Below are 15,714 nucleotides of genomic sequence, written 5' to 3' on the forward strand. Positions count from 1 at the left end.
GCTTCCTTCGTACTCACCCTCTCGGGCTTTCCTCCGGGCTTCCCTTCGGTACTTCGTTTTCCTGCGTTTCCGACTCTATCAGATCTTTCCGACCCGATTTCCTCGGTGCTTTCCGGTCCCTTTCGCTTTCGCTCCGGGCCCTTCCTGCGGTTCCGACTCTATCAGATCCTTTCGGCGTCTGATTCCCAGTCAGCGGGGTTTGTCTTTGCGGCTGTTGGGCCGTTCCGACGTCTCGACTCTAGCGGATTTCCCCGGCGGCCCATAATCGAGCCTTTCGAAATTAATTTCGGCATGCCGAAATTCGTCCCGGTGGGGAGGTCGTGCGGAGTAGAGGTGCCGCTATCAGCGGCGGAGTGGCCGTCGAAGAACCGTTCCGGCTCCGTGACAACTCGGAGAACACTACGCATCCGGGAGGGGCGTGTCAACCCCCGCCCGGCGGGGCGTGAGGGGTCAGTCGAGGTCCGTCAGACGGCCGCCGGCGTCCGGCTGGGTGAGCTCCACGCGGCGGAGGAGGCGGATGAGGATCTCGCCGAGGACTCCCCTCTCTTCTCCCGAGAGGTCCTGGACGAGCTCCTCCTCGAAGTCCGTGGCCATCCGCATGGCCTCCAGCCACTTCGAGCGGCCTTCGTCGGTGAGCTCGACGATCACCCGGACCCGGTTGTTCTCGTCGCGGTCGCGGGTGACCAGGCCTTCGCCGGCCATGCGGTCGATGCGATGGGTCATCGCGGCCGGGGTGAGACCGAGACGCTTGGCGAGCTCGCCGGGGCCCAGGCGGTAGGGCTCTCCGGCGAGGACCAGGGTCTTGAGGACCTCCCACTCCGCGTTGCTGATGCCGAGGTCGGCGAGCTGGCGTCCGTACGCCACGTTCATCCGGCGGTTCAGCCGGCCGAGGGCGGAGACGACCTTCTCGACCTGGGGGTCGAGGTCGCGGAACTCGCGCTGATAGGCGGCGATCTGCTCGTCGAGGCTCGGCTCCTGGGGAGCCTGCGGGCCGGATCGCTCGGGGTTGTCGGACATGGGGGCGAGTATCCCACGGGTCTCGTTGGCGTTGAAGTCCTTCGGTGTGTACTGTTAACACGTTAACTTTAGCGTTGAAGTCTTCAAGGTTCAGGCGTTCACCTCTGAACCGGTGACCGAAGTGGGTGAGTGTGACCAAGGCGAGGGGCGCAGCGATGCGCCGTATTCAGGCAGGCAGCGCGCTGAGCGCGTTCGGACTCGGCTTCACCGTTCCGTACCTCTATGTGTACGTGTCTCAGGTGCGGGATCTGGGCGCCGCGACGGCGGGGATCGTCCTCGCCGTCTTCGCCATGGCCGCACTGGTGGTGCTGCCCTTCAGCGGGCGGACCATCGACCGGCGCGGGCCCGTGCCCGTGCTTCTGGTGGCCTCGGTGGTGGCGGCCTTCGGCGCCGTGGGGATGGGCTTCGCCTCCAGCGTGCCCGCCGCCGTGGCTGCCGCGGCGCTGCTCGGCGCGGGTACGGCGGTGCTTCAGCCGGCTCTCGCCACGATGATCGTCTGGTGCTCGACGCCCGTCGGCCGTACCCGGGCCTTCGCCATGCAGTTCTTCCTGCAGAACCTCGGGCTCGGTATCGGTGGTCTGATCGGCGGTCTCCTCGTCGACACGAGCAAGCCGGGCAGCTTCATCCTGCTGTTCTCGATCGAGGCGGCGATGTTCCTCGTCCTCGGGGCGGTCGTCGGGACCGTCCGCATGCCGGGTTCCCCGGCGCTCCGGGACACCCGTCCCGCCGAGGGCGGCAAGGGCGGCGGGCTCCGGGCGCTGCTCGGGCACAAGGCGATGGTGCAGCTGTGTGTGCTCGGCTTCGTCCTCTTCTTCGCCTGCTACGGACAGTTCGAGTCGGGTCTCGCCGCGTACGGCACCGAGGCCGCCGGCATCGAGCCCTCGGCGCTCGGCATGGCGCTGGCCGCCAACACGGCGGTGATCGTCGCCGCCCAGTTCCTGGTGCTGAAGTTCGTCGAGCGCCGCAAGCGGACCCGGGTGATCGGGGCCGTGGGTCTGATCTGGACCGTGGCCTGGCTCATCGCCGGGTACGCGGGGCTCGGGCACGGCAGCCAGGCCATGGCGACGGCCGCCTTCGTCTCCACGTACGCCCTCTTCGGGCTCGGTGAGGCGATGCTGTCGCCGACCGTGGCCCCGCTGGTGGCCGATCTGGCGCCGGAGTCGATGGTCGGGCAGTACAACTCGGCCTTCGCGCTGGTCAAGCAGCTGGCGCTGGCCGTGGGGCCGGCCGTGGGCGGGCCCATGGGGGCCGCCCTGCACGGTCCGTACATCGTGACCTTCGTGCTCTTCTCGCTCGGCATCACCTTCCTCGCCGTGCGACTCGGCAAGCAGCTGACCCCGGAGCAGAACCAGCCCTCCCTGGCCGTGAAGCCGTCGAAGGTGGTCGCGCGGCACGAGCCGGTCCGCGAGGCCGCGTCCGCCTAGGGCTTGCCCCGGGCTATGGCTTGCCCCGGGCTGGGACTTGTCCTGGCCTGGGGCTTGTCCTGGGCTAGGACTTGTCCGGGAGGGCGAACTCGCACCAGACCGCTTTGCCGCCGCCGGGGGTGCGGCGGCTCCCCCAGGACGAGGCGATCGTCGCGATGATCGAGATTCCGCGGCCCGCCTCGTCCTCCGTCTCCGCTCTGCGGCGGCGCGGGAGGTGGTCGTCCCCGTCCGTCACCTCGATGATCAGGCGGCGGTCCGTGCGGCGCAGGCGCAGCCGCATCGGCGGAGTGCCGTGCTGGAGGGAGTTCGCCACGAGTTCGCTGGTGGCGAGGACGCCCAGGTCGCGCAGCTCGGTCGGGAAGCGCCAGGAGGACAGGACCCCGGAGGCGAAGGCACGCGCGCGGGGGGCGGCCTCCACCCCGCCGAGGAGTTCCAGGGCCGCGTTGTGGAAGAGCTCCGCGTCCGCTCCCTTGCGGGAAGGGTGCTGGACGACCAGGACGGCGACGTCGTCGTCGTGCTCCGCGGTGACTCCCAGGGAGCGGAGCAGCCGGTCGCAGACCACCTGGGGGGTGCCGCTCGCGCCGGAGAGGGCACGGGCCAGGGCGGCGACGCCCTCGTCGATGTCCTCGCGGCGGCGCTCGACCAGGCCGTCGGTGTAGAGGACGGCGGTGGAGCCGGGCGGCAGCGCGATGGAGCCGGAGGCGTGCAGCCAGCCGCCGGTGCCCAGCGGCGGTCCCGTCGGGTCCTCGGCGCGGCGGACGCTGCCGTCCTCGTCCCGTACGAGGATCGGGAGGTGGCCCGCGGAGGCGTACACCAGCTTTCCCTCGTTGGGATCGTGGATCGCGTACACACAGGTGGCGATCTGGCTGGCGTCGATCTCGGCGGCGAGGCCGTCGAGGAGCTGCAGCACCTCGTGCGGGGGCAGGTCCAGGCGCGCGTAGGCCCGGACGGCGGTGCGGAGCTGGCCCATGACGGCGGCGGCGCGGACGCCGCGGCCCATCACGTCGCCGATGACGAGCGCGGTGCGTCCGGCGCCGAGGGTGATCACGTCGTACCAGTCGCCGCCGACCGCCGCGTCCGTGCCGCCAGGCTGGTAGGTGGCGGCGATCCGCAGGTCGTCGGGCTGTTCGAGGTCCTGCGGGAGCAGGGAGCGCTGGAGGGTGACGGCGGTCTCGCGGTGGCGCCGCTCGCTGGCGCGCAGCCGCTCGGCGGCCTCGGCGTGGTCGGTGACGTCGGCGGCGTGGACGAGGACCCCGTCGTCGAGGTGGGGGCTGTCCACGGGCAGGCACGTGACCGTGTACGAACCGCCGTCCTGGGTGCGGCGGGACTTGACCGTGCGGGGCTTGCCGCTGCGCAGGACCTGGTCGACGAGGGGCAGCAGGCCGAGCTCCTCGGCCTCGGGGCAGGTGTCGGCGACGGTGGCGCCCGCGGGGCGTGGCCCGAAGGCGGCGGCATAGGCGTCGTTGACGTACGCGATGCGGTGCTCCGGGCCGTACACGAGCGCGACCAGGCCGGGGAGACGGCCGAGGAGCTCCCGCACGGAGAAGTCCTCCAGGGTGGGGACGCCGGCGGCCTCGCCGGCCTCGGCCGGTTCGGGTGCCTCGTGGCCGAGCTGCCCCTGCTGCCGCGCGTACTCACCGCGGGCGGCGGGCACTGAGCCTTCGGTCCCCCGCGCCGCGCGGCGCTGTGTGCCGGGGAGCCGGGCGCTCCAACGGGTGAAGTTCACGGATCTCTATGCCTCGTGGTGTCGGTGCCGTGCAGAGTCACGCTGTGCAGGTGTGAGCCCACCTATGGTCACACGTCCAGTGTGGACGAGTGCACTGACAGTGATGTCAGGACGACGGCTTGTCGCCGGGGTCGGGGGGCGGTGCGGCGGCGAGTTCGAATTCGGCGCGTGGGTGTTCCAGGGATCCCAGGGAGACGATCTCCCGTTTGAACAGGCCGGACAGGGTCCATTCGGCGAGGACCCGGGCCTTGCGGTTGAAGGTGGGCACCCGGCTCAGGTGGTAGGCGCGGTGCATGAACCATGCCGGATATCCCTTGAGTTTCCGTCCGTAGACGTGGGCGACGCCTTTGTGGAGTCCCAAGGACGCGACGGAGCCCGCGTACGTGTGCGCGTACTCCTTGAGCGGCTGCCCGCGCAGGGAGGCCGCGATGTTCTCGGCGAGGACCTTGGCCTGGCGGACGGCGTGCTGCGCGTTGGGCGCGCACTCCCTGCCCGGTTCGGCTGCGGTCACGTCCGGGACAGCGGCGGCGTCGCCGGCCGCCCAGGCGTGCGCGACTCCCTCGACGGCGAGCCCGGCCGTGCAGCGGAGTCTGCCGCGCTCGTTCAGCGGCAGGTCGGTCTCGGCGAGGACGGGCGCGGGTTTGACGCCCGCGGTCCAGACGACGGTACGGGTGGGGAGGCGAGTGCCGTCGCTGAGGACGGCGACCCGGTCCTCGCACGATTCGAGGCGGGTCCCCAGGCGTACGTCGATGTTCCGGCCGCGCAGCTCGCGGATGGCGTACCGCCCCATCTTCTCGCCGACCTCGGGCAGGATCCGGTCCGAGGCCTCGACGAGGACCCATTTCAGGTCCTCGGGCTTGACATTGTGGTAGTACCGCGCCGTGTAGCGGGCCATGTCCTCCAGCTCGGCGAGCGCCTCCACGCCCGCGTACCCCCCGCCGACGAAGACGAAGGTGAGGGCGGCGTCGCGGAGCCCCGGGTCACGGGTGGAGGAGGCGATGTCCATCTGCTCGATGACGTGGTTGCGCAGGCCGATGGCCTCCTCCACGGTCTTGAAGCCGATGCCGTGGTCGCGCAGGCCCGGGACCGGGAGGGTGCGGGAGACGGAGCCGGGCGCGATGACCAGCTCGTCGTAGGTGAGGTCGACGGCGCCGGTGCCTTCTTCGGCGGTGGCGAGGGTGGAGAGGGACGCGGTCCGCTTGGAGTGGTCGACGGACCGGACCTCACCGATGACGATGCGGCAGCGGTCCAGGACCCTGCGGAGCGGCACGACGACATGGCGCGGGGAGATCGAGCCGGCCGCCGCCTCGGGCAGGAACGGCTGGTACGTCATGTACGGCTCGGGAGTGACCACGACGATCTCGACGGCGCCGGCTCTGAGCTCGGCCCTGAGCCGCCGCTGCAGGCGCAGCGCGGTGTACATGCCGACGTAGCCACCGCCGACGACGAGAATGCGCGCAGGTTCGGTCACTGTCCCATGACGCACCCCCGTTCGTGGTTTGTCCACAGCCCCGGCAAATTGTGTGACCGGAGGGGTACGGAGGCGTGGGGTGGCGCGCGAGGGGTGTACGACGGAAACGGCGCAGGTCAGGGTGGTCGGACCCGGTCGGGTGGGGGGTCGGAATCGGGAGTGTTCCGGTCCTTGCTCCGATCGGGGGGCGCACCGTACGGAACTCCCCCTTCTGAATTGACCCGGACTCAACTATGTTCGTAGTTCGTCGGGGTGGCGGATGCGAGCGCGTGGACCGAATGCGCTCGTCGACCGGAAGCCCCGTTTCAGGGCGGGGAGTCTCCGGGGGGAGACATCATGAGCGGGGGAACGCTTATGCAGATTCAGGATTCACGATGGCAGACGGGCGCCGGCACGGCGACCGTGGACGACGGCCTCCACGCGGGCGCCGTCGGCCTGGAGCGCAACGGCGCACCGGCGGGCGGCAGGGCCGCGCCGCTGCGGGTGGACGCCCAGCGCAATCTGGAGCACGTCCTGCGCGCCGCGCGCGAGGTGTTCGGCGAGCTCGGTTACGGGGCGCCGATGGAGGACGTGGCGCGCCGCGCCCGAGTCGGCGTCGGCACCGTCTACCGGCGCTTCCCGAGCAAGGACGTGCTGGTGCGGCGCATAGCCGAGGAGGAGACCTCCCGGCTGACCGAGCAGGCGCGGGCCGCGCTGGGCCAGGAGGAGGAGCCGTGGTCGGCGCTCTCCCGGTTCCTGCGGACTTCGGTGGCCTCGGGCGCGGGACGTCTTCTTCCGCCGCAGGTGCTGCGGGTGGGCGCGGACGACACCGCGGTGCCGTCCCTCGGTGACGAGTCGGACGACGCGGCGCGTGTGCCGTCGCAGCGGAGCCTGGGCGCGGGTGCCGGAGTCGGTGCGGGTGCCGCCGGGCAGGTCGACGCGCGGGTGATCGCGCCGCGGGCCGTACCGGCTGAGGAGCGGGACGACGCGGGCGTGGCGGAGCTGCTCGACGTGGTCGGCCGGCTGGTCGACCGTGCGCGGGAGGCGGGTGAGCTGCGGACGGACGTGACCGTGGCGGACGTCCTCCTCGTCATCGCCACCGCCGCACCGGCCCTACCGGACGCGGTGCAGCAGGCGGCGGCCTCGACCCGGCTCCTCGACATCCTGCTCGAAGGGCTGCGCTCCCGGTAGACGACGGTCCCGTTCCCGTACTGGCCGTGCCGCCGGTACGGGACGCCTCGACCGTCGCGCCGCCGGTACGTGACGTTTTCGTGGTCCGGGCGGACCAACGAGCATGACACGAACGTGTGAGCGGTTACGCCCGGATACACGAAGTCTGCCCGGACGAGTGGTAAGTCGACGCGGCGCTTCGGCGTGCCCGCGCGCTGTGGCAGTCTTGCCCGGTGTTCGGGTCTGAGCGTGCGTACGGGGGCTTCCGCGATGAGCGGTGACGGTCAGGACGATCCGCTGGTCGACGGCGGCACCGCGGAGACCGGGGGTCCGCCCTCGCGCCAGGTGCCGAGCCAGGGCGGGCCGGGAGGCCTCTCCGGTGCACCGGACCCCGCCGAGCCGTTCGACGCGAGCGTGCCGCAGCAGCGCGAGGGCCCGCGGCGCCATTCCACTCCTGCCGCGGGGGCGGCGGTCTCCCCGGGATTCTCCGGCCAGGAGACCATGTACGACGCCGGTCGGGACGGCGGTCTGGACGCCGGTCAGGACATCGGCCAGGACGGCGAGGACGACGAGCACGACACCGTCCTCCCGCCGCCCCTCGAACTGCCGCCCTCCGACTCCGAGCTCGTCCAGCTCATGCGGGACGGCGACGGCTCCGCGTACGAGGAACTGTTCCGCCGCCACTCCGATGCCGTGCGCCGGTACGCCAGGACCTGCTGCCGGGACGCCCACACCGCCGACGACCTCACCGCCGAGGTCTTCGCCCGCACCCTCCAGGCGGTCAGGGGCGGGGCCGGTCCCGAACAGGCCGTCCGCGCCTACCTGATGACCACCGTCCGCCGGGTCGCGGCGAACTGGGCCAGGACCCAGAAGCGGGAACACCTCGTCGAGGACTTCGCCCTGTTCGCGGCGGACGCCGCCCGCGCCTCCGAGGTCTCCGACCAGAACGCCTCGTTCGGAGCGGGCCTCGACCTCGGCGCCGACGTCCTGGCCATGCACGAGGCGGAGCAGTCGCTCGCCATGCAGGCCTTCCGCTCGCTGCCCGAGCGCTGGCAGGCCGTGCTGTGGCACACCACCGTCGAGGAGGAGTCGCCGAGCGACGTCGCCCCGCTCTTCGGTCTCACCGCCAACGCCACGGCCGTACTCGCCAGCCGCGCCCGCGAGGGACTCAAGCAGGCGTACCTCCAGGCCCACGTCAGCCAGTCCCTGACCGCGGGCGGCGACTGCGCCCGCTACGCGGACCGGCTCGGCGCCTACGCGCGCGGCGGCCTGCGGATGCGCGCCGAACGCGGACTGCGCAAGCACCTCGACGAGTGCGCCAAGTGCCGGCTCGCCGCCGGTGAACTGGCCCACGTCAACGCCGGGATCCCCGCGCTGCTCCCGGTCGCCGTCATCGGCTGGTTCGCCGCCGGGTACTCGCTCAAGGCGGCCGGTGTCGTCGCCGGTGGCACCGCGGCCGCCGCGGGCGCGGGCGCCGCGGCCGCCGCCTCCGGGTCCTCCGGCGGCGCGGCCTCCGGCGGTGCCGCCGCCGAGGGGCTCGGCGCGCCCGCGAAGGCCGGGATCGCGGCGGCCATGGCCGTCGCCGCGGCGGCCGGGCTCGTCTGGGCCATGTCGGGGGACCCGCAGCCCGTGGCCGCGCCCAGGCCGACGCAACCGGTCGTCACCCCGGTCGTGCCGGCGGAGCCCGCGCCGCCGCCGAAGCCGACACCGAAGCCCGTACCGCCGCCACCGCCCGTACGGTCCGAGCCTTCCCCGCCCGCGCCGAGCCCCGCGAAGCCCTCGCCGACCCCGAGTCCCGAGAAGCCCTCGCCGACGCCCAGCCCCAAGCCGACACCCACGCCCCCGCCCCCGCCGACGCCGACGCCGAGCCCCGAGAAGCCCTCGGCCAAGCCGAGTCCGACGCCCGCGCCGCCGTCCGTCTACCAGGTCCGTGAGCTGGAGTACGGCATGTTCGGCGACGGCACCAAGCCCGAGGTCGCCCTCGAGAGCAGCAGTTGGATGTGGCAGCGCGACGGCCTCTCCATCGGCGGCACCCAGTACGCGCACGGGGTGAGCGTCCACGCGCCGTCCTCGCTGTTCATCGACCTCAACCGGCAGTGCACGAGCTACGACGCGATCGTCGGCGTCGACGACCTGAGCGCGCCGCTCGGCGTCGGCGGCGTCCGCTTCTCCGTCTACGGGGACGAGGAGCGGCTCTGGCGGTCGGACGTGGTCCGGCCGGGCGACCCGCCGGTCCCGGTGCACGTGGACATCTCCGGTCGGAGCACGATCCGGCTCGTCGTGGAGGAGCACACGCCGTTCGGGCAGGCCGCGGTCGCCGACTGGGCGCAGTCCCAGATCAGCTGCTCCTGACGGTCCCGTCGCTCGCTGTCTCCGTCTCCGTCTCCGTCGCAGTCTCCGTGGTGACGGTCTTCGCGAGGGTGAGTACGTCCTCGATGCCGAGGCCGGACCCGGCCGCACGGGCGGCGGCGAGGCCGGACGGGCCGAGCGCGGCGAGCGCCCTGGCCGTCACGCTGTCGCGGTCCCGCGTTCCGGGGACCGAGCGGTGGTGCGACGTGTCGTGCCAGTCCTCGACGGCGGCCATGATCCTCACCGCCGGGGAGTGCTCGCCGGCCTCCGACAGGGTGACGGCGAGGCCCTCCGCGAGACCCGAGGTGACGAAGTCCGCGCACTGGGCGTCCAGCGCGGCGCGCAGGGCCGAAGCGGCCGTGGCGACGGCGGCGGCGCCCCTGCCCTCGGCCGCCTCGACGCGGGCCGCCAGGCCGGTCACGACCGCTTCGAAGTGCGGCGGCGGGGCGCCGAGCGCGACCGTCCGGCCCGCCTCCTCCACCTGGGCACGGGCTCCCGCGACGTCCCCGCGGTAGAGGGCGAGCGAGGCGCGCAGGAAGCAGACGAACGTCTGGGTGTCCCGCACGTGGTAGCGCTCGGCCTCCCGCGCGGCCTCGTCGACGCCCTGCTCGGCGGCTTCCATGTCACCGGCCCGGAAAGCCAGTTCGGCCATACGGGCGAGGAGGAACGGGCTCTCGGCATGGGCGCCGACCTCACGCGCCAGGCCGAGCGCCTCCTCGTACGCCTCGGCGGCCTCCTCGTGGCGGCCCCGCATCATGTGGGCCTCGCCCGCCGCGCTCGCGATCTGCGCCCCCATCCAGCGGTCGCCCACCCGCCGGGACAGCGACCGGAGCTCGGCCAGGTCCTCGTCGATGCCGGGCAGCCCGCCGGGCATGTCGACGACCATGTGCGTACGGAACATGAGGCTGACGCCGACCTCCCAGTCGCCCCCGTGGCGGCGGCAGTTGTCGACGGCGACGTCGAGCAGGTCCCGTATCACGGCCGGTTCCTCGGTGAGGTACGCGGTGAACGGCCAGAGGAGGCCGGGGAAGCGGGCCCCCTCGGGGCCGGGCGGCTCGCCGAACGCGGCGCGCACGCGCCGGACGATCGCGAGCTTCCCGGGTTCCTGGTAGTCACCCATCGTGCTGCTGTCGACCGCGAGGAAGAACTGCAGCATGCGCAGGTGCATGCGCGGCCAGTGGCGGGGATCGGCCGGGTCGGCCGGGTCCTCGCCGAGCGCGACCGCGCGCTCCACCCAGGCCTGGCCCTCGGGACGGTAGTTGCGCAGCCACCAGAACCAGCCCATGGCGAAGACGAGACGGTGGGCGGCGGCCTCGTCGGGGGCTGTGACGAGGGTCCGGTGCAGGGCGGCGCGGATGTTGTCGAGGTCGCGCTCGATCCGCCCGATCCACGGCAGCTGCTCGCCCGAGCGGAGTCTGGGCTCGGCCGCCTCCGCGAGCGCCGTGAAGTGCGCCGTGTGGGTGGCCTCGGCGGCGGCCAGGAGTTCCGGGGTCTCGGCGGCGCGCTCGGCCGCGTACTCGTGGATGGTCTCCAGGAGGCGGTAGCGCATCTCGCCGCCCTCGGTGGGGGCGGCGACGACGAGCGACTTGTCGACCAGGGCGCCGAGCGAGTCGGCGGCGCGCGGCGACAGCGCCTCCGCCGCCGCGAGGTCCCAGCCGCCGGCGAAGACGGAGACCTGGCGGAGCAGGGTTCGCTCGTCGGCGTCGAGCAGGTCCCAGGACCAGTCGACGACCGCGCGCAGGGTCTGCTGACGGGGCAGGACCGTGCGGGAGCCCGAGGTGAGGAGACGGAACCGGTCGTCGAGGCGGTCGGCGATCTGGCGCGGGGTGAGCAGTCGCAGCCGGGCCGCGGCCAGCTCGATGGCGAGCGGCAGGCCGTCGAGGCGGCGGCAGATCTCGTCGACGGCCTCGCCGCCGTCCCGGGCGAGGTCGAAGGAGGGGCGCACGGCGCGGGCGCGCTCGGCGAAGAGCCGGTGCGCGGGGTCCGGTGGCAGCGGCTCCACGGGGCGGACCGATTCTCCGGGGACGCCGAGGGGTTCGCGGCTGGTGGCGAGGACGCGGAGCTGCGGGCAGTGGGTGAGGAGGGTCTCGGCGAGGGCGGCGGCCGCGTCGATGACGTGCTCGCAGTTGTCGAGGACCAGGAGGAGGGGGCGGCTGGCCAGGTGCTCGACGAGATGGGCGGTGGGGTCGTCGTGGAGGGGTACGCCGTCGCGGGTGATCAGGTTGATCTCGCGGAGCCTGAGCGCGGAGAGGACGGCGCCGGGGAGCGCCTCGGGGTCGTCGAGCGGGGCCAGTTCGGCGATCCAGGCGGCCGGTCCGACCGCGCGCAGCGCGGCCTCCTCGGCGAGCCGGGTCTTGCCGGAGCCGCCGGGCCCGGTGAGCGTGACGAGCCGCGAGCGGGCCAGGTCGGCGCGGAGCGCGGCGAGCTCGGGTTCCCGGCCCACGAAGGAGGTGAGGCGGGGGCGGATGTTGCCGGGGTCGGGAGTGGGGCTGGGGATGGGGCCGGGGCTGGCGGTCTGCGGTCCGGGTGGCGGTGTGGTGGTCGGCCGGACCGGTCCGGCCGGGTCGGAGGCCGCTTTCGGGGGCGGTGGGCCCGTGAGGAGTTCCCCGTGCAGGGATACGAGTTCCGGGCCGGGGTCGGTGCCGAGGGCGTCCGCGAGGGTGCGGCGGGCCGACTCGTACGCGGCGAGGGCGTCGGCGTGGCGGCCCTCGGCCCGCAGGGCCCGGATGAGGTGGGCGCGGAAGGTCTCGTCGTACGGGTACGAGGTGGTCAGCTCGGTCAGTTCCGGTACGAGTCCGTCGGTGGCGCCCCGGCGCAGGTCCGCCTCGACGCGCAGTCGCAGGGCCGCGAGCCGCTGGGCCTCCGGCCGGACACCCGCCGGGTCGGGCAGGTCGGCGAGGGCGGGGCCCCTGAAGAGCCCGAGGGCCTCCCGGAGGAGGGCGGCGGCGGTGTCGGGGTCGCCCGCTTCGAGGCGGGCGCCGGCGTCCCTGACGTGGCGCTCGAAGACGTACAGGTCGATGTCGTCGGGGGTCGCGACGAGCCGGTAGCCGGGGCCGGGGGTGGAGACCACGGTCTCCCTGCCGAGGATCCGGCGGAGGCGGCCGACGAGGGCCTGGAGGGCGGCGGGCGCGTCCTGCGGCGGGTCGTCCCCGTACACGTCCTCGGCGAGCTCGGTGGCGGAGGCCGCCCGTCCGCCGCGCAGCGCGAGGGCGGCGAGGAGCGCGCGGAGCCGGGCGCCGCCGAGGGGGAGGGGGGTGCCGTCGGAGCCGAGGGCCTCGGTGGTGCCGAGGATGAGATACCGCACCGGCTCATTGTGGCGGGTGGGCCGTGCGTACGCCTCGGGGTTTACCCGGGGGCGACCCTCAGAACTCGGACGTGTCGAGTGTGAAGCCGAGGGGGGCCGGGATCGGGACCTGTGTCCCCAGCTTGTGGATGACCCTGTGGTCGTAGCCGTCGCCCGACGGTTCCGCACACACGACGGCCTCACCCGCCTCGCGGTCGATCAGCAGGTAGAGAGGGATGCCCGCGCGCGCGTACGCCCGCTTCTTCCGGACGCGGTCACGGTGGGCGGTGAAGGCGGCGGTCACCTCGGCGACGAGGAGGACAGGGATGGGGTCCTGCCAGACGAGCTGGTTCCGGAAGCTGCCCTTGGGGGCGATCGTGAGGTCCGGGAGGAGCCGGCTCCCGGTCGGCCCGTCAGGCGTGCCTGTTCTGTCCGACCCGCCCGTCCCGCCCATCCTGCCCATTGCTCCCGGCACCTTCAGTCCGATGCCGGTGTAACAGCCGAGCCGCCGGTCCGGGTCGGTCGCCTGGTCACGTAGCTCCGCCACGATCTCCGCGTGCTGCCCGTCGTTGGGCGAGGTCACGCAGATCTCGCCCTCGACCAGCTCCACCCGCCACCCCTCGGGCTCCTGTGCGCTGAACAGCTCGAAGGCCTGCTCCACCATCGTCATGGCGGCATTCTTCACCCTCGGCGGAGCTCACGCGGGCAGTGATCTCGATGCCGGGATCAAGGGGCCCTGGACCGCGCGGTGGGCGCGGGGTTCCGTGGTGTTGGTCCAGCAGGAGCCGCGGCGGGTCAGGAGGCGGCGGAGCCAGAGTTCCGTGGAGACGAGGTCGGCGAGGCCGTCCAGGGGGACCGGCTGGCCGTCGGCCGCCGCCCGGAGCGCCTCGCGGACCACCCGCGCCTCGATCAGGCCCGCGTCGGCGAGGAGCGGGGCGTCGAAGAGGGCGAGGAGCCCGGGCAGCGCGGCCCGCAGGCCCGCGCGCGCGGCGGCGGCCGGGACCGCCGGATGGGGGGCGCCCCAGCCCGACGGGAGGTCGTGGACGCCGGCGCCGGAGAGGACCGTACGCAGTACGCCCGCGCGTGCGTCCGGCTGGACCCGCAGCGATTCGGGCAGGGCACGGCAGGCCCGTACGACCTGGTTGTCGAGGAAGGGGGCGTGCAGGCGCTGGCCACGGATCTCGGCGGCCTGCTCCAGGACCCGGTGGTCGGCCGCCGCCCGCGCGAGCGCGGCACGCGCGCGTGCTTCGCCCGGGCGCTGGACGGAGGTCGGCAGGGTCGCCGCCCGGTTCAGGCGAACCGATACTTCAGCCAGCGCCTCCCCCGTCAGCCAGCGCGCCGCGGGACCCGGCCGCGACCAGGTCAGCGCGGACAGGGACGCCTCCAGGGGGCCGAAGCCGTCCGGCGCCGTGCGGTTCGCCTCCAGGACCCGCTGGGCCGCCGCCTCGAGGCCGGCCCGGTACGGGGTGCGCGCCAGCTTCCGCGCCGCCCGGTACACGGTCAGCGGCACCAGGAACGACCCGGCCGAAGGACCCGCCGCCTTCGCGAGCGCCGTCACGGGACGCACCAGGGAACGGCGCCTGCGGTCCATCAGGAGGTCCGCGAGGCGCGCCGGGTGCGCGTCCAGGACCTGCTTGGCGCCCATGCCGGTGAAGTGGTCGGCGCTGCCGCCCGCGAGCCGCCTCCGGTGCCGTTCGGCCGTGACGAGCGCGGGACCCGGTTCGTCGGTGAGCGGACCGTCCAGAGCGGCGTACGGGAGCGCCTCCTCGCCCGCCGCGACGACCACGTGGTGCAGGCGCGGGTCTGCGGCGATCTCCCCGGCCCGCTTCAGCTCCTCCTCGCGGCCCGAACCGGCCCGCGTCGCCAGGTCGTTGAAGGTGACGGCGAGCAGCCGCTCCCCCGCGCCCGCGCCGTGTCCGGTGACCGTGCCCGGCACCCCGGGAAGCCCGGCCGCGAGCAGCGCGAGCGTGCCGGAGGCGCTGCCGCCGGACAGGTCGGCGCCGATGCCCGCCGCCGGGCCCGCGCCGCGGGCCGCCCGCCGGTCCGCGGGCCCCATGCCGGGGACGGGGCCCGGGTCGGGAAGCGGGGCCTCCGGCGCGTGCCGGGGGGCGGTGAGCCGGGCGCGTACGGCCTCGATCAGGGCGTCCCTGACCGCTTCGACGGACTGCCGGGCGTCGGACTCGGCCGCCGCGACCGCGAGCGAGGCCACCTGCTCGTACCCGGCGATCTCGCGCGAGCCCTCCCGCAGGATCAGGGCGTGGCCGGGCGGCACCCGCCGGACGCCCTCGTACGGGGTCGAGTCGCGGAGCGCCTCCGGGGTCTCGGGACAGGCGAGCAGCGCCCCCAGGTGGCCGATGTCGAGCTGGGCCTCGACGAGGTCGGCGAGCGGCAGGGCTGCGGTGGCGTAGGCGGTGCCGCCCTGCCACGGGGTGTGGAACACCGGCCGGGCGCCGGCCAGATCGCCGGTGACCGTGACGCGGCGACCGGCCTTGACGACCGCCGTGTAACTGCCGGGCCAGGCCGTGAGATGCCGCAACGCGCCCCCGCGCGCGGTGAGCAGGCCGATCCGCAGCTCCTCGTCGGTCGCCGCGCAACAGCCGAGCACGGCGAGGCGGGTGTGGTCGTCGACGGCCACCACGCGGACCTCGTCCGGGCGCCAGTCGCCGACCGCCCACAGGGGGTCGGGGTCGCCCCAGAGGAGTTGTGCGCCCACCGGTTGCACCGTGCGCCCCTCGGTGGCGGCCGCCGCGGACGGCGAGGAGGGGGAGTCGTCGTAACCGCTGCCGTACGAGGCGCCGTGCCCGCCGCCGTACGAGCCGCTCATCGAGCCCGCTCGCGCCCCTGACGTCGTGGCGTAGCTCGCGGCGACACTGCTCCAGCCCACCAGCCATCGCATCGGCGCCTCCACGTCCGTTTCGGTGGGAGACATGCTGCCACGACAACGGCGCACGGGGCGGGGTCCGGGTGCACGCGCGTGAAAGCCGAATGCGCCCCTGGCATGGGCCAGTTGGGAACCGGCGTCATTCGGCCAAATATCGCCCCTCCGTGAGGGGCCCCAAGGCGTCCGGCGCCGGCCTCACGCCCACGGCCTCTCACCGGGCATCGGCAGTCCGGGAGGCGCTCACGCCTCCCGGAGCCGTCCGCCGCCCGCGGGGAATTGGAGCGGCGGTGTCCCCCAGCCCACTGGTCCGGACTCCGTCCCGGCCGAGCGGGCCGACCCACGCACCATCCATGGAAGCGCTCCCCGGACGACCCCGACGAGAGCGCACGGCCGGGCGCACGACCACACGGCGGG

General features: G+C 73.8%; 9 protein-coding genes. 3 read left to right on the forward strand and 6 right to left on the reverse strand.

Going from position 1 to position 15,714, the window contains the following annotated elements; all coding sequences use genetic code 11:
- Positions 1-450: 450 nt before the first annotated feature.
- A complete protein-coding gene (locus ACIA8N_RS17370) occupies positions 451-1,017 on the reverse strand; it encodes a MarR family winged helix-turn-helix transcriptional regulator (protein WP_030224171.1) in 567 nt (188 codons plus the stop codon).
- Between the two features lie 155 nt (positions 1,018-1,172).
- Between ACIA8N_RS17370 and ACIA8N_RS17375 the strand changes: the two genes are divergently transcribed.
- Positions 1,173-2,441, forward strand: a complete 1,269-nt coding sequence (locus tag ACIA8N_RS17375; protein WP_365776323.1) for an MFS transporter — start codon at positions 1,173-1,175, stop codon at positions 2,439-2,441.
- Positions 2,442-2,505: 64 nt separating this feature from the next.
- Here the strand turns inward: ACIA8N_RS17375 and ACIA8N_RS17380 are convergent, their stop codons facing one another.
- Positions 2,506-4,167 carry a SpoIIE family protein phosphatase gene (locus ACIA8N_RS17380; protein ID WP_365776325.1) on the reverse strand — a complete coding sequence of 554 codons (1,662 nt, stop codon included), beginning with the start codon at positions 4,165-4,167 and terminating at the stop codon, positions 2,506-2,508.
- Positions 4,168-4,273: 106 nt separating this feature from the next.
- Positions 4,274-5,638 (reverse strand): NAD(P)/FAD-dependent oxidoreductase, encoded by a 1,365-nt coding sequence (locus ACIA8N_RS17385; protein ID WP_365776327.1) that lies wholly within the window; start codon positions 5,636-5,638, stop codon positions 4,274-4,276.
- A gap of 354 nt (positions 5,639-5,992) precedes the next feature.
- Here ACIA8N_RS17385 and ACIA8N_RS17390 point away from each other — a divergent pair, with 354 nt between their 5' ends.
- Both ACIA8N_RS17390 and ACIA8N_RS17395 read left to right on the forward strand, forming a co-directional pair.
- Entirely contained in the window at positions 5,993-6,808 is an 816-nt protein-coding gene (locus ACIA8N_RS17390) for a TetR/AcrR family transcriptional regulator (protein WP_399416603.1), read from the forward strand.
- Between the two features lie 249 nt (positions 6,809-7,057).
- Positions 7,058-9,139 carry a sigma-70 family RNA polymerase sigma factor gene (locus ACIA8N_RS17395; RefSeq protein WP_365776331.1) on the forward strand — a complete coding sequence of 694 codons (2,082 nt, stop codon included), beginning with the start codon at positions 7,058-7,060 and terminating at the stop codon, positions 9,137-9,139.
- On the opposite strand, the gene ACIA8N_RS17400 is transcribed toward ACIA8N_RS17395, so the two are convergent.
- The 3 genes from ACIA8N_RS17400 to ACIA8N_RS17410 are packed head-to-tail and all read right to left on the reverse strand — an operon-like array spanning position 9,126 to position 15,315.
- The gene (locus ACIA8N_RS17400) at positions 9,126-12,440 is read right to left on the reverse strand and encodes a BTAD domain-containing putative transcriptional regulator (protein ID WP_365776333.1); all 3,315 of its coding nucleotides are present in this window, start codon (positions 12,438-12,440) and stop codon (positions 9,126-9,128) included. The two genes, ACIA8N_RS17395 and ACIA8N_RS17400, sit on opposite strands and share 14 nt — an antisense overlap.
- A 58-nt stretch (positions 12,441-12,498) precedes the next feature.
- Positions 12,499-13,089 carry a Uma2 family endonuclease gene (locus ACIA8N_RS17405; protein ID WP_365776335.1) on the reverse strand — a complete coding sequence of 197 codons (591 nt, stop codon included), beginning with the start codon at positions 13,087-13,089 and terminating at the stop codon, positions 12,499-12,501.
- Positions 13,090-13,116: 27 nt separating this feature from the next.
- The gene (locus ACIA8N_RS17410) at positions 13,117-15,315 is read right to left on the reverse strand and encodes an asparagine synthase-related protein (protein WP_365777601.1); all 2,199 of its coding nucleotides are present in this window, start codon (positions 15,313-15,315) and stop codon (positions 13,117-13,119) included.
- Positions 15,316-15,714 lie beyond the last annotated feature (399 nt).

It is taken from the genome of Streptomyces sp. NPDC051822 (genome assembly GCF_044452745.1).
Classification (GTDB): Bacteria; Actinomycetota; Actinomycetes; order Streptomycetales; family Streptomycetaceae; genus Streptomyces.